This is a genomic window from Micromonospora salmantinae (assembly GCF_022230905.1).
Classification (GTDB): Bacteria; Actinomycetota; Actinomycetes; order Mycobacteriales; family Micromonosporaceae; genus Micromonospora; species Micromonospora salmantinae.
On record NZ_JAKKFG010000011.1, the window covers coordinates 94126 to 108089 of the forward strand.

The window sequence follows — 13964 nt, forward strand, 5'->3', positions numbered from 1 at the left end:
CGGGGTGGTTGACCATGTTCGAGACCGTGCTGATCGCCAACCGGGGCGAGATCGCGCTGCGGGTGCTGCGCGCCTGCAAGGAGCTCGGCGTGCGAACGGCGGTGGTCTACTCCGCCGCCGACGCCGACTCGGCGGTGGTCCGCCTCGCCGACCAGGCCGTCCGAATCGGACCGGCGTCGAGTCGGCGCAGCTACCTCAACGCCGCGGCCATCGTGGAGGCGGCCCGACAGGTGGGGGCGCAGGCCGTGCACCCCGGCTACGGCTTCCTCTCCGAGGACGCCGACTTCGCCGAGATCTGCGCCGACAACGGGCTGACGTTCATCGGCCCGCCACCGGCGGTGATGGCCGCGCTGGCCGACAAGTCCTCGGCCCGGGCACTGATGAGCCGTGCCGGCCTGCCGCTGTCGCCGGGCAGTGTCGCGCCGGTGCCGACCGCCGCCGCGGCGGCCGAGGTGGCCGACGCTGTCGGCTACCCGGTGATCGTGAAGGCCGCCGCCGGTGGCGGGGGCCGGGGGATGACAGTGGTGCACACCCCGGGCGAGCTGCGCCGCGCGTACACCCGGACCCGGGCCGCCGCGCAGGCCGCCTTCGGCGACGACCGGGTGTACGTCGAGCGGTACCTCACCGAGGCGCGCCATGTCGAGGTGCAGGTGCTCTGCGACGCCCACGGCAACGGGATCCACCTGGGCACCCGGGACTGCTCGGTGCAGCGCCGGCACCAGAAACTGGTCGAGGAGGCGCCCGCCCCGGCGCTGCCCGCCGCCGTTCTCGACACCATCGCCGAGACCGCCCTGCGGGGTGCGCTCCAGGTCGGTTTCGTCGGCGCCGGCACGCTGGAGTTCCTGGTCGACGCCGAGGAGAAGTTCCACTTCCTGGAGATCAACTGCCGGATCCAGGTGGAGCATCCGGTGACCGAGATGGTCACCGGCATCGACCTGGTGCACGAGCAACTTCACATCGCCGCCGGGGTGCCGCTGCGGTGGCGGCAGGAGGAGATCCGTCTGCACGGCGTCGCTGTGGAGTGCCGGGTCAACACCGAGGACCCCGCGCGCGGCTTCGCCCCCACCCCCGGCCGGTTGGAGCGGTTCACCCCACCCGGCGGCCCGTTCACCCGGGTGGACACCCACGCCAGCGCCGGTTACCTGGTCGGCCCCTGGTACGACTCGCTGCTCGCCAAGGTGATCGTCTGGGCGCCCGACCGGGAGTTGGCCCTCAACCGGCTGGAACGTGCCCTGGACGAGTTCGACATCGCCGGTCCGGGCGTGCGCACCACCATCCCGTTCGTCCGCCGGGTGCTCGACGACGCCGCATTCCGCAAGGGCCGCTACACCACCGGCCTGGTCGACCGCCTGCTCGCCGCGCCCGCGCCGGGGCCGACGGCCACTCCCGCACCGCGCACCGCGCCCGCCGCAGATCCCGACGCAACCCACAGGAGGACCCGATGACCGTCACCCATGGTCGCCCGATGACCGCCGAGATCACCGACATCCTGGTGGCGCACTGCGGGCTGGACGCCGACGCCGCGGCCCGGGCGCCCGCCGCGTCGCTGGAGGAGCTGGGCATGGACTCGCTCGCCCTGCTGGAACTGTCGGCTGTCGTCGCCGACCGCTGGCAGGTGGCCATCCCCGAGCAGGCCGGGCAGTTGAGCATCCCGGCGGTGGCCGACCTGGTCGCCCGCCGCGCCGACCCACCCGGGCACACCGAGAACAGCGTGGTCATCGACGCGCCGCTGGGGCTGGTCTGGGAGGTCACCAACGACGTGGCGAACTGGACCGAGCTGTTCACCGAGTACGCAGTGGTGGAGATCCTGCACCGCGAGGGGCACACGGTGCGGTTCCGCCTCACCATGTACCCCGACGAGAACGGGGTGTCCTGGAGCTGGGTCAGCGAGCGCACCGCCGACCCGGTGAGCAGGCAGGTCCGGGCGCACCGGGTGGAGACCGGGCCGTTCGAGCACATGCGCATCCACTGGCGCTACACCGAGGAGGCCGGTGGCACCCGGATGACCTGGACGCAGGACTTCGCGATGAAGCCGACCGCGCCGGTCGACAACGCCGCGATGACCGAGCGGATCAACACCAACAGCGTGATCCAACTCGCGGTGATCAAGGACCGGGTGGAGCGGATCGCCTGGCAGCGTGCCGACCAGGGCAGCCCGACCGCCAGCGACGCACCGACGGGAGCCGACGATGAGTGACCTGAGCACCCGCCCGATCGCCGCCCGGGACGTACCCGCCGACCGCCGGCGCGGCGGTGAGCTGCGGGTGCTGCTCGGCCCCCGCACCGTCGGCAGCACCTCGGGTTTCCTCGGGGTGGCAACGCTCGAGCCGGGGGAGCGGATCGCCGAGCACTACCACCCGTACAGCGAGGAGTTCCTGTACCTGGTGCGGGGCGCGATCACCGTCGACCTGGACGACCAGCCGACGCTGCTGGCCGCCGGTGAGGGGCTGTTCGTACCGGTGAACGTGCGGCACCGGCTGCGCAACACCGGCGTCGAACCGGCCGAGGTGGTCTTCCACCTGGGCCCGCTCGCCCCCCGGCCCGAACTGGGCCACGTCGACACCGAGCTGGTCGAGCAACGGGGCGGGTCATGACCGGGCGCCGCACGGTGGTGACCGGGATCGGTGTGGTCGCCCCGGGCGGCGCCAGCCGGGACCGCTTCTGGAAGACCATCACCGAGGGGCGGACCGCCACCCGGCGGATCAGTTTCTTCGACCCGTCGGCGTTCCGGTCGCAGATCGCGGCGGAGTGCGACTTCGACCCGGTCGCGGCGGGGCTCAGCGAGGCCGAGCGACGCCGGGCCGACCGGTACGTGCAGTTCGCGCTGGCCTGCTCCGCGGAGGCGGTGGCCGACGCCCAGTTGGTGCTCACCGACGCGGAACGGGACCGGGCCGGGGTGGTGCTGGGCACGGCGGTGGGCGGCACGATGGCGTTGGAGCAGGAGTACGTCACAGTGAGCGAGCACGGCCGACGGTGGCTGGTGGACGGGAACCGCGGTGGCCCGTACCTCTATCAGGCGCTGGTGCCCAGCAGCCTCGCGGCGGACGTGGCCTGCCGGCACGGGCTGCACGGCCCGGCCCAGGTGGTGTCCACCGGCTGCACCTCCGGCATCGACGCCATCGGGTACGCCCACCAGATGATCGTGGACGGTGAGGCGGACGTGATGCTGGCCGGCGCGTCCGACTCGCCGATCTCGCCGGTCACTGTCGCCTCGTTCGACGCGATCAAGGCGACCAGCCCGGACAACGACGACCCGGAGCACGCCTCCCGCCCGTTCGACGCCGACCGGCACGGGTTCGTGCTGGCCGAGGGCGGGGCGGTGCTGGTGCTGGAGGAGGCCGGACACGCCCGGCGGCGGGGAGCGCACATCTACTGCGAGGTTGCCGGCTACGCCAGCCGCAGCAACGGCTTCCACATGACCGGGCTGCGGCCGGACGGGCTGGAGATGGGCCTCGCCGTCACCGACGCGCTCCGGCAGGGCCGGATCCTGCCCGAGCAGGTCTCCTACATCAGCGCGCACGGCTCGGGCACCCGGCAGAACGACCGGCACGAGACGGCCGCGTTCAAGCGGGCGCTGGGCCAGGCCGCGTACCGGGTACCGATCAGCTCGATCAAGTCGATGGTCGGGCACTCGCTCGGCGCGATCGGGTCGATCGAGATGGCGGCGTGCGCCCTCGCCATCGAGTTCGGTGTGGTGCCACCGACGGCGAACTGGAGCACCAGGGACCCGGAGTGCGACCTGGACTACGTACCCAATGAGGCACGGGAGGTCCCGGTGGACGTGGCCCTCTCGGTCGGCAGCGGGTTCGGCGGGTTCCAGTCGGCGATGGTCTTCCGTCGGATGCTCGGCGCGGTGGCGGCGTGAGCGCCCCGTCGCACAGTGGCGGCGCGACGGCCCGGGCGGTGGTGACCGGCATCGGGGTGGTCGCACCGAGCGGCATCGGCGCGGACGCGCACTGGCGCACGGTCCTCGCCGGCACCCGCCGGACCGGGCCGATCACGTTGTTCGACCCGGCCGGCTATCCGACCCGCTTCGGCGGGGAGGTGCCCGGCTTCACCGCCGACTCCTACGCCGACAGTCGCCAGTTGGTGCAGACCGACCGCTGGACGCACCTCGGCTTCGCCGCCACCCGGCTGGCGCTGGCCGACGCCGGTCTGCCCGACCGGGCCCCCGACCCGTACGGCTACGCGGTGACCCTGGCCAGCTCGTCCGGGGGAAACCTGTTCGGCCAGCGGGAACTGCAACGGCTGTGGGGCGGCACGTCGCGGACGGTCGGGGCGTACCAGTCGATCGCCTGGTTCTACGCGGCCAGCGTCGGGCAGCTCTCCATCCACCACCAGTTCAAGGGCCCGAGCGGGGTGCTGGTCGCGGAGTCGGCCGGCGGGCTGGACAGTTTGGCGCACGCCGCCCGCGCGGTGCGCCGGGGCACCCCGGTCGTGATCGCCGGGGCCACCGAGTGCCCGTTGAGCCCGTACGCGCTCGCCTGCCAGCTGCGCTCGGGGCTGCTCAGTGACGTGGCCGACCCGGAGCGGGCGTACCGGCCGTTCGACGCCACGGCCAGCGGTTACCTGCCGGCCGAGGGTGGAGCGGTGTTCGTGGTGGAGGAGTTGGGGCACGCCCTGGCGCGGGGTGCCCGGGTCTACGGCGAGGTGAGCGGGTGGGGCTCCACCCACGACGCCGCGCACACCACGGCGGAGAGCAGCGGCGACCCGGCCCAGTACGCGCGGGCGATGCGGCTGGCCCTGGACCGGGCGGGCGTCGCCGCCGCAGGAATCGACGTGGTGCTGCCGGACGCTCTCGGCGTGCCCCGCTACGACCGCAGCGAGGCCGAGGCGCTACGGGCCGTGTTCGCCGACCGGCCGCCCCCGGTTACCACGCAGAAACCGCTGACCGGTCGGGCGTACCAGGGCGGCTCGGCGTTGGACGTGGCCACCGCGTTGCTCGCCTTCGCCCACGACACGTTGCCCGCGTCGGCGGGACCGGACGAGGTGGCCGAGGGCTGCGAGCTGGACTTCCTGCGCGAGCACCGCCGACCGCGAAGCCGTCTCGCTCTGATCTGCGCACGAGGCTTCGACGGGTTCAACAGCGCGCTGGTCCTGCGCGGGGCCGTGCCGACGATGGGAGAGGCGTCATGAGCGACAAACGGGCCCGGGTGGTCTTTCTGGTACGGGTGCCGGTGCCGCGCACCGAGCAGTTCCTCGCCGCGTACGAGAAGGTGCGGCACCTGGTCGCCGGCGGCGTGCCGGGGCACCTGGTCGACCAGGTGTGCCGGTCGTCGACCGATCCGGAGCAATGGTTGATCACCAGTGAGTGGGCGAGCCTGGCCGACTTCGAGGACTGGGAGCACAGCCCGGAGCACCGGGAGTTGGTGCGCCCGATGCGGGAGTGCTTCACCGACGCCCGTTCGCTGCGCTTCCACATCCACGCCCAGACCCCGGCCCTGGCCTGAGGTCCGCGCTCGCCCCGCTTTCCGCGATCTTGCTCTTACTGTCGCGACATGGGGGGGCATTTAACGCATTTAAACCACCGAAAGTGCAAGATCGCCGCGGTGGCCCTGCATCCGCAGGGTCGGTGACACGCCGGGTGGCGTGCGTACGGATGAGGTGGTGAGAATCGTCAGCGAACGCCGTACCGCATGGCGACGCTCGATCATGCTCGGGGCACGACCGCTCCGTCTGGCCACGCGGTACGGCACTCGCTGCTACCTCAGCGATCAGCTGTTGTTCTGGATCCAGGGTGCTTCCTCGATGGTGGAGGGGGTGCATATGTTGTCACCGGGGGATCGACGACAGGTCTGAAAGCGAATTCGGCTGCCCTTGTCGCCGTAGTTATTGTTGCTGGCGGACTCGTAATAGTCCTTGTTGCACCTGCCCCAGCTCGGGGAGCTCAAATTGTTGTTGCACTCGCCGTGACGATATGGCCGCCACGTGGAGCCGTCCTTGAGCCAGTTCTCCCAGTAGATGAAGGTTTGGCTTCCATCGGCGAAGCTGTCCTGGATACGCCAGACGTCGCCGTACCTGGTGAAGCAGCCCTTGGCGGTCATGACCCATCCGACGCTCGGAACGAGCGCCCAGCTCTCCGAACAGGACTCGCCGCCTGACTCGTAGGTGAAGGTAGAGATGTCGTCCTCGAACGACTTCGCGAAATCTGCGGCCAGGGCGGGACCCTGTCCGCCCAGCAGAATGGCGAGGACTACCGCCGTAATGGCAAATGCTCTCTTCACGTGCACCTCCGCCTCATCGTTTGCGCTAACTCGTCGCGAACTCACTCATCATCGGTAGGGGCGGTCATCCCGGCAACGATTCCGAACGATTCCGAACGGGCCCGAACGGTCCCGAACGCGCGTTCGCGTCTGCCGACGAGAACCCCGTTACCCCCGGGAGCGCAAACGGACGGCACACGCCGCCCGGCACGTTTGAGCGTCAGGCGGCCCTGGTGCGGGATCGGCCCCAATGGTGCTGGCGTCCGCTGCGGACGGGCCGGCCACGGCTCAAGGCCGCCTGACCGCTCAGGCCCGGTGAACGTTCATGGACAACGCACTAGCGCCCGAGAGTCGTCGGGCTCGGCCGACAACGGCGACGCCATCGGCCGTCCGGCTGGCACCGCGCGACGGTTGTACGAGGGGTCATGTCTCGGTGACGCTCTGCCAAGTCGCCCGCCCGATCCTGTCCGCCGAACGGGCTGTGGGCAATCCGGCTGGCCGCTGCTTTTGATCCATCCATTCGCATCTAGCAATGGTCCTGCGGGCGTCGTATGGTTCCCCGCAGCACCCCGACAGGCGTACGTGATGGGCGGATTCGCCCTCTTTCATGCTGGGCGGTGAACGGCAGCGATGGCAGAAGATCCTACGGCGACCGACCCCGGCTGGGTGGACGAAGTCCTCTTCGCCGGCCACCCGACCGACGTTTGTCTCCGTCTGCCCGAGCCCGTCGACCGGGCCACCCTGCACCGGTTGGTCACCGCCGCGCAGGACCGGTTGACCGCCGCCGGACTGCGCCCCGGTGGCGCTGCGGCGCTGCGGCTGCCGCCGTCGCTGGCGTACGTGGTGAATCTGCTGGCCACCTGGCGCTGCGGGGGGCAGGCGATCCTGCTCGACCACCGACTCACCGACCACGAGGTGGACCGGGCGCTGGCCCGGTTGACCCCGCAGGTCGTGGTCGCACCGGTGCGCACCGGTGGCGGCGCGCTGAAGATCTTCGTCGACGTCACCGAGGGCGTCACCCGGTACGCCGACCGTCCCGCGGTCAGCGGCCACGCCGTGATCCAGCTCAGCTCCGGCTCCACCGGCCCGTCCAAGGTGATCGGCCGCACCGCCGCCGACCTGGTCGCCGAAGTGCACCGCTACACCCGGATCGACGGGGTGGCGCTGCCCGGCGAGCGGATCATCCTGCTGCCCTCGATGGTGCACGTGCTCGGCCTGGTCGGTGGCCTGCTCTACGGGCTGCACGCCGGGGTGGAGCTGGTGCCGCCGGAGCGGCTCAGCGGCGACGCCGTGCTGGCCGCGATCAGCGCCGGCAGCACACCGGCCACCGTCCTCGGTGTGCCGTTCCACATCGGACTGCTCGCCTCCACCCGCCCGACCGGTCCACTGCCGCAGTTGCGGCGGATGACCACCGGGGGTGAGCTGGTCCCGGCCGCCGTCGCGCGGGCGTTCACCGACCGGTACGGGGTGCCGCTGGGCAACATGTACGGGATGACCGAGGTCGGGGTGATCGGCACCGACCTGTACGGGTCGCACCGACCGTCGATCTCCCCCGTGCCCGGAATCGAGGTCCGCGAGTCCGGCGGTGAGCTGTGGGTGTCCTGCCCGGCGTCGCCGTACGTCGGCCTGAGCGACCCGACCCGCTGGTCCGACGGCTGGCTGCACACCCGCGACGCCGGCACCGTCGATGAGGACACCGGCCTGGTCACGGTGCGCGGTCGACTCGACTCGCAGGTCTCCGTCGGCGGGATGAAGGTCGACCTGACCGAGGTGGAGGCCACCGTCGCCGAGCTGACCGGGGTGGCCGCCGCCGTGGTGGTCTGGGACGACGGCATCACCGCGTACGTCCAACCCGACGGCCCGCTGTCGGAGGAGACGCTGGACAAGCTGCTCGCCGAGCGGTTGGCCGGCTACAAACGGCCCCGGGCATTGCACCTGCTCGATCAGTTGCCCCGTACCACCACCGGCAAGCTGGTCCGCTCGACCGACGCGCTGCGCTCGGCGGTCACCCGATGACCGGGCCGCTGCACCACCTCGACGTCGACCTGCGCGCTCGCCCGCGCGGCGACCGCCAGGACGAGGCCCTCGCCCAGCCGCGGGTGACCGACCCGCAGGTGCTCGACGCCGGGCACCGGCCGCAACGGCAGCCCCGGCGGCGGCATCAGCCGGTGCAGCCCGCCGTCACGCAACCCCCGCCCGAGCGCCTTGCCGACCGCCTCCTTCGCGGTCCACAGCCGCAGGAAGTCCACCGTCCGGCCGGCCTCGGGTCGATCGCCCAACCAGGCCAGCTCGCCGGGCGGGAACCAGCGGCGGGCCAGCGCGAGCGCCGGCAGCGGGCGGATCCGCTCCACGTCCACACCGACCGCGCCGGCCCGACGGGCCGCGATCACCACCAGTCCGGCGGTGCGGCTGACGCTGACCGCCAACTCGACCGACCCGGCCACCTCGTCGACCCGCACGACCGGCCGTCCCTCGCGGTCGTGCGTCAGCACCACCTCGCTGTCCGCGCGACCGAGCAGCAGAGCACCCGCCCGCCGCACCAGCACAGCGGCCGGATCCGGCTGACCGCCGGTGTCCCGGCCGACCCACACGTAGACGGTGTCGCGACCGGACACCGTCAGCTGAGCCACGCAGAGAGGGTATCCATGAGAGCCGAGGTCCGTGCCTTCGTCGTCGAGCAGCTCGCCGACATGAACTACGACGTCGAGGGGCTCGACGACGACACCACGCTCGGCCCGTCCGGCGTCGACCTGGAGTCTCTCGCCCTGGCCGACCTGTCCGTCCGGGTCGAGGACCGGTATGGCCTGACGTTCGCCGACGACGAGTCGGAGCAGCTGGCCCTCATGACGGTCGGCGAGTTCACCACAATGGTCGCCAGCCGCGTCACCGAGGCGACGAGCGACAAAGCCTGATGAGCGGTCAGCCCGATCTGGGGCGAGCTGACCTGATGACCATGCTCGCCGAACTCACCGCGAAACCGGCTGCCGAGGTGTCCGACCGGATCGGCTCGATGGAGCTTGCCTGGCTGGTGCACCTCGTCGAGCAGCGCTACGAATGCCGGCTCGACCTCACCGACGACGAACTGGCCGGCATCCGCACCGTCGACGACGCCCTGGTGGTGTTCCGGGCGTCGCTGACCGCCTCCGCAGATGGTTGAGGCGCGCGTCGCCCAGCTCACCGGTGTGTACGCGGTCAGCGCCCTGGGGCGGGGCGCCGACGCGCAGCTCGCCGGTGTGCTGGCCGGGGTGCCGGCGTTCGGACCGGTGGGCCGATTCGACACCGCCGCCCGCCGGGTCACCGTGGCGGCAACCCTGCCCGAGGTCGGCACACTCCCCGACGAGTTGGCCGCCGCTATCGACGCGGCCTGTCGGGCGGCCGGCCTGGACCGCGCGCAGCGCACCGGGTGCGCCCTGCTGCTCGCCGTACATGGCGGCCCAGTCTCGGGCCCGGTGCCGGCCGTGCTGGCCGGTCAGCTCGCGGCTCGATGTGGGCTCTCGGGTCACACCCGGGTCTACACCAGCGCCTGCGTGTCGGCGAGCACGGCGGTGGCCGACGCCGCCGCCCGGATCACCCGGGGTGACGTCGAGCGGGTGGTGGTCGCGGCCGGCTACCTGGTGGAGTCGGACCAGTTCGCGCTCTTCGACGCCGGCCGCGCCCTCGCGGTCGACGGGGCGGTCCGCCCGTTCAGCGCCGGCCGCCGCGGGTTGCTGCTGGGTGACGGCGTGGCCGCGGTGGTGCTGGAGTCGAGCACCGTCCGACGACGCGGTGTCGATCCGGTGGCCACAGTGGCCGGTTGGGGACGGGCCGGTGACGCGTTCCATCCCTGCCAGCCGGAGCCCGGTGGCACCGGGCTGGCCCGCGCGGTCGACGCGGCGCTGCGCCGGGCCGGGCTGCCACCGCAGTCCGTCGGCTATGTCAACGCCAACGCCACCGGTACCGCACAGAGCGACGCCGCCGAGGCGGCCGCCCTGCGTCGGGCTCTCGGCGGGCATGGCACCCGGGTCCCGGTCAGCTCGACCAAGTCGGTGCACGGGCACGCGCTGGAGGCGTCCGGATTGCTCGAACTGGTGGTCACAGTGCTCGCGCTGCGCCACGGCGTACTGCCGGTCAACGCCGGCTGGCTGGCGCCCGACGACTCCTGCCCCCTGAACGTGGTCAAGGACCGCCCCCAAAAGACGGAAGCCACCCACGCCCTGACCCTCAACGCCGCCTTCGGCGGCGCCAACACCGCTCTCCTGGTCGGCGTCGGATGACCGCCCCCCACTCCCCGCGATCTTGCACTTTCTGCCCCGACGATTCCGACCAAGCACACGAAACGACGACCGAAACCGCAAGATCGGCGGGGGAGAGGGCCGGGGAGAGGGGCGGGGAGAGGGGCGGGGAGAGGGCTCGGGCTTTCTGGCCTGAGGGTGGGGAGGGCGGGGGCGGCGCGGCGGGGGTGCCGGGGTTTGTGCACTCGGACTTCGCGCCGGTGGTGGTGGCCGTCGCGGAACGGTGTCTGCGACTGGCGTACGGGCCGGCGGGAGTGCCCGCCGGGGTGCGGACGGGGATCGTGCTGGTCAGCGCCAGCGGTGACCTCGCCAGCGCGCAGCACGTACGGGCCACCGTCGAGACCGGCGGGCGGATCGGCCCGCTGTTCTTCTTCCAGTCCGTGCCCAACAGCGTCGCCGGGCACCTCGCGGCTCGCTGGGACCTACGCGGCCCGGTGGTCTGCCTCAGCCCGACCGGCGACCCGTACACCGACGGCGTCGCCGAGGCCGACCTGCTGCGCGACGACGGCGACGCCGACGAGGTGTTGCTGATCCTGATCGAACAGGCACCCGACGGGCCGACCGAGGCGGTCGCGGTGCTGCTGGGGGGAGGAGCACGACCATGAGGACACGAGGACTGCGCGGCGCACTGGCCGCCGACACCGAGCTGGGTGCGGGCAACGTCCTGGCCCGGGTGCTGGCGCACGACGCCGACCCGGACGGGCCCGGCCTGACCTTCGACACCGCAGTCGACGGGCACCCCGCCGAGACGCCACTGACGCTGGGGCGGCTCGACGAGCGGGTCGCCGCCCGCGCCGCCTGGCTGCACGAACAGGGGGTACGCCCCCGCGACCCGGTCGCGGTCTGGGCCACCGCCGCCGCCGACATGGTGCTCAGTTACCTGGCGCTGGCCCGGCTCGGGGCGATCCCGGCGCTGATGAACGGCAAACTCCGCCCGGAGATCGCCGCCGAGTACATCCGCCGCCTGCGGGGCGTCGGTGTGCTGGCCGACGACGCGCACACCGCATTGCTGGCCGGGCACGACCTGGGCGTACCGCTGCTCGGCACCCCCGCGCAGGCAGGCACGGGCGACCCGGCCACGGCCCCGGCGCACTACCGGCACCACCCGGACGACCCGATCGTGATCACCCACACCTCCGGGACGACCGGGGTGCCCAAGGCGGTGCTGCACTCGCACGCCAGCCTCTTCGCGGCCACCCGGCACCTGCTCACCATGCCGCAGGCGCAGGGCACCACCCGGATCCTCAACGCGCTGCCCGCACCGCACACCGCCACGGTGCTGATGGTCAACCAGGCGCTGGGCAACCGCGCGCAGATGTTCCTGCTCTCCGAGCAGGGCGGCGAGCGGGTGCTGGACGCCATCCAACGCTGGCGCCCCGACGGGGTGTTCGGTTTCTCGGTCACCTGGGCGGAGCTGGCCCGCTTCGACCTGTCCGGGTACGACCTGGACTCGGTGCGGCTGTGGTTCAACACCGGCGACGCCTCGCACGAGCCGCACATCCGCCGCCTGGTCGCTGTCGGTTGGCACGACACCGTCACCCGCGACGGGGTGGCGAAGGTGCCCGGCTCGGTCTTCATCGACGGGTTGGGCTCCAGCGAGATGGGGCACTCGATGTTCCACATCACCCACCGCGCCGACACCGACCGGTACGGCCGCTGCATCGGCCGCCCGTACCGGTTCGCCAAGGTCGCGGTGCTCGACGCCGACGGCGAGCCGGTGCCGGTCGGCGAGGTGGGTTTCCTGGGCATCGACTCGCCGTCGCTGTTCCGGGGCTACTGGAACGACTCGGTCACCACCTACCGCTTCCGCCAGCGCGGCTGGTACCTCACCGGTGACCTGGTCCGCGCCGACACCGACGGCCGCTACTACCACCTGGACCGGGCGGTGGACTCGGTCGACGCCGGTGACGGGCGGCGCTTCTACACCGCGCTGTCCGAGGAGCGCATCCTCGCCGCCTGCCCGGACGTCACCGACTGCACTGTGGTGATCGTCGCCGAGGCCGGCGCTGTCGTCACCGACGTGCTGCTGGAGTTGGCCGCCGGCGCCGACGAGGACGAGGACCGCACCGAGCGGGTCCGCGCCGCCCTCGGCCCGGACGTCGGCGCCACGCTGCGCCGGGTCGTGCCGGTGCGCTCCGCCGACATCCCGGTCACCGTGACCGGCAAGGTCCGCAAGGTGGTCCTGCGCGAGCGCTACCTCACCGAGGCCACGTCATGAGCGAGCGAAGCGGAGCGGCGGCGTGACCGCGTTGATAACGGGGATGGGTCTGTTCACACCGGTCGGGCGGGGTGTCGAGGAAACCTTCGACGCGCTGACCACCGGCCGGTCCGGGCTGACCCGCCCGCCCGAGGGGCACCCGGCGAGCAGGTCGCTGGACGTGGCCGGTCTGCTGCCCGACATCGACCCACGTACCGTCGCGTCCGGGCCGGAGGCCCGGGTGCTGGACCGGATCGTCGTCCTCGCCCTGCTCGCCGCCGTCGACGCTCTCACCGATGCCGGCATCGAGGTGGGCCGCGACGTCGACCCCGACCGGATCGGTGTGATCGTCGGTGGGGTCGGCGGGATGGCCACCCTGGAGTCGCAGGTGCTGGCCCGGGCGGCCCGGGGTCGGGCGGCGGTCAGCCCGTACCTGCTCACCGGGATCCTGCCGAACATGCCGGCGGCGCGGATCGCCATCGCGCACGGCATCCGAGGCTACAGCTCGTCGGTGGGCACGGCCTGCGCCTCCGGCGCCCAGGCGGTCGCCGACGGGGCGCGGCTCATCGCGACCGGAGAGGTCGACGTGGTGCTCTGTGGGGCCAGCGAGGCTCCGCTCTTCCCGACCTTCGCCGACACCTTCGGCAACGCGCGGGCGTTGGCGCGCGCCGGCACCGACCCGGGGCGGGCGAGTCGGCCGTTCGACACCTCCCGCAGCGGGTTCGTCCTGTCCGAGGGTGCCGCGCTGCTGGTGCTCGAACGCGCCGAGCACGCCGCGGCGCGCGGCGTCGCCGGGTATGCCGAGGTGGCCGGGCACGGCGCGACGACGGACGCGTACCACCCGACGGCCCCCCGCCCGGACGGCGCCGGCGCGGCGGCGTGCATCCGCCGGGCGCTGCGCAGCGCCGGTGTGCCGGCGGCGGCGGTCGGTTACGTCAACGCGCACGGCACCGGCACGAAGCTCGGTGACATCGCGGAGGCCACCGCGCTGGCCGACGTCTTCGGCGTCGGCGGTGTGCCGGTCAGCTCCACCAAGGCGCTCACCGGTCACCTGCTCGGTGCCTCCGGGGTGCTGGAGGCGGCGGCCACCGCGTTGGCGCTCGGTCGGGGGCTGCTGCCGCCGACGTACCACCTCGACGACCCGGATCCGGCCTGCCCGGCGGACCACGTCCGTGGCACGCCCCGCAAGGCGGACCTGGAGTACGCGGTCACCAACTCGTTCGGGTTCGGCGGCCAGAACGTGAGCCTGCTGCTGGCCCGGGTCGCCGAGCCGAGGGGGTGATCGAGGCGGCA

At 72.6% G+C, this 13964-nt stretch carries 15 protein-coding genes; 13 read left to right on the forward strand and 2 right to left on the reverse strand.

The window, feature by feature from the left end:
- Nucleotides 1-14 precede the first annotated feature (14 nt).
- From PSH03_RS09265 to PSH03_RS09290, 6 genes are read left to right on the forward strand one after another with little or no spacing between them, the layout of a single operon-like run.
- Nucleotides 15-1445, forward strand: coding sequence for an acetyl-CoA carboxylase biotin carboxylase subunit (locus tag PSH03_RS09265; protein WP_238688861.1), 1431 nt, complete (start codon nucleotides 15-17; stop codon nucleotides 1443-1445).
- On the forward strand, nucleotides 1442-2197 hold the full coding sequence (locus PSH03_RS09270) for an SRPBCC family protein (protein WP_210781753.1): 756 nt from the start codon (nucleotides 1442-1444) through the stop codon (nucleotides 2195-2197). Before PSH03_RS09265 ends, PSH03_RS09270 begins: the two co-directional genes overlap by 4 nt.
- The gene (locus PSH03_RS09275) at nucleotides 2190-2594 is read left to right on the forward strand and encodes a cupin domain-containing protein (protein WP_112587250.1); all 405 of its coding nucleotides are present in this window, start codon (nucleotides 2190-2192) and stop codon (nucleotides 2592-2594) included. Before PSH03_RS09270 ends, PSH03_RS09275 begins: the two co-directional genes overlap by 8 nt.
- Complete coding sequence (locus PSH03_RS09280) at nucleotides 2591-3865, forward strand: beta-ketoacyl-[acyl-carrier-protein] synthase family protein (RefSeq protein ID WP_238688862.1); 1275 nt, start codon at nucleotides 2591-2593, stop codon at nucleotides 3863-3865. Before PSH03_RS09275 ends, PSH03_RS09280 begins: the two co-directional genes overlap by 4 nt.
- The gene (locus tag PSH03_RS09285; RefSeq protein WP_238688863.1) at nucleotides 3862-5136 is read left to right on the forward strand and encodes a beta-ketoacyl synthase N-terminal-like domain-containing protein; all 1275 of its coding nucleotides are present in this window, start codon (nucleotides 3862-3864) and stop codon (nucleotides 5134-5136) included. Before PSH03_RS09280 ends, PSH03_RS09285 begins: the two co-directional genes overlap by 4 nt.
- Nucleotides 5133-5450, forward strand: a complete 318-nt coding sequence (locus PSH03_RS09290) for an antibiotic biosynthesis monooxygenase family protein (protein ID WP_210781756.1) — start codon at nucleotides 5133-5135, stop codon at nucleotides 5448-5450. The genes PSH03_RS09285 and PSH03_RS09290 overlap by 4 nt, the downstream gene beginning before the upstream one ends.
- A 264-nt stretch (nucleotides 5451-5714) precedes the next feature.
- Here PSH03_RS09290 and PSH03_RS09295 read toward each other — a convergent pair whose 3' ends face one another.
- Complete coding sequence (locus PSH03_RS09295; RefSeq protein ID WP_210781757.1) at nucleotides 5715-6224, reverse strand: hypothetical protein; 510 nt, start codon at nucleotides 6222-6224, stop codon at nucleotides 5715-5717.
- A gap of 609 nt (nucleotides 6225-6833) precedes the next feature.
- Between PSH03_RS09295 and PSH03_RS09300 the strand changes: the two genes are divergently transcribed.
- Complete coding sequence (locus PSH03_RS09300; protein ID WP_238688864.1) at nucleotides 6834-8219, forward strand: class I adenylate-forming enzyme family protein; 1386 nt, start codon at nucleotides 6834-6836, stop codon at nucleotides 8217-8219.
- Here PSH03_RS09300 and PSH03_RS09305 read toward each other — a convergent pair.
- On the reverse strand, nucleotides 8147-8833 hold the full coding sequence (locus PSH03_RS09305) for a 4'-phosphopantetheinyl transferase family protein (RefSeq protein WP_238688865.1): 687 nt from the start codon (nucleotides 8831-8833) through the stop codon (nucleotides 8147-8149). The genes PSH03_RS09300 and PSH03_RS09305 overlap by 73 nt on opposite strands.
- Nucleotides 8834-8848: 15 nt before the next feature.
- On the opposite strand from PSH03_RS09305, the gene PSH03_RS09310 reads away from it, so the two are divergent.
- The 6 genes from PSH03_RS09310 to PSH03_RS09335 all read left to right on the forward strand — a co-directional run bounded on the left by PSH03_RS09310 (nucleotide 8849) and on the right by PSH03_RS09335 (nucleotide 13953).
- Entirely contained in the window at nucleotides 8849-9115 is a 267-nt protein-coding gene (locus PSH03_RS09310) for an acyl carrier protein (protein ID WP_210781759.1), read from the forward strand.
- Nucleotides 9115-9360 carry an acyl carrier protein gene (locus PSH03_RS09315; RefSeq protein ID WP_210781760.1) on the forward strand — a complete coding sequence of 82 codons (246 nt, stop codon included), beginning with the start codon at nucleotides 9115-9117 and terminating at the stop codon, nucleotides 9358-9360. The genes PSH03_RS09310 and PSH03_RS09315 overlap by 1 nt, the downstream gene beginning before the upstream one ends.
- Nucleotides 9353-10456, forward strand: coding sequence for a beta-ketoacyl synthase N-terminal-like domain-containing protein (locus tag PSH03_RS09320; RefSeq protein WP_238688866.1), 1104 nt, complete (start codon nucleotides 9353-9355; stop codon nucleotides 10454-10456). Before PSH03_RS09315 ends, PSH03_RS09320 begins: the two co-directional genes overlap by 8 nt.
- A 185-nt stretch (nucleotides 10457-10641) precedes the next feature.
- A complete protein-coding gene (locus tag PSH03_RS09325; protein WP_238688867.1) occupies nucleotides 10642-11079 on the forward strand; it encodes a beta-ketoacyl synthase chain length factor in 438 nt (145 codons plus the stop codon).
- Entirely contained in the window at nucleotides 11076-12692 is a 1617-nt protein-coding gene (locus PSH03_RS09330; protein ID WP_238688868.1) for a class I adenylate-forming enzyme family protein, read from the forward strand. The genes PSH03_RS09325 and PSH03_RS09330 overlap by 4 nt, the downstream gene beginning before the upstream one ends.
- Nucleotides 12693-12714: 22 nt before the next feature.
- Entirely contained in the window at nucleotides 12715-13953 is a 1239-nt protein-coding gene (locus tag PSH03_RS09335) for a beta-ketoacyl-[acyl-carrier-protein] synthase family protein (protein WP_238688869.1), read from the forward strand.
- Nucleotides 13954-13964 lie beyond the last annotated feature (11 nt).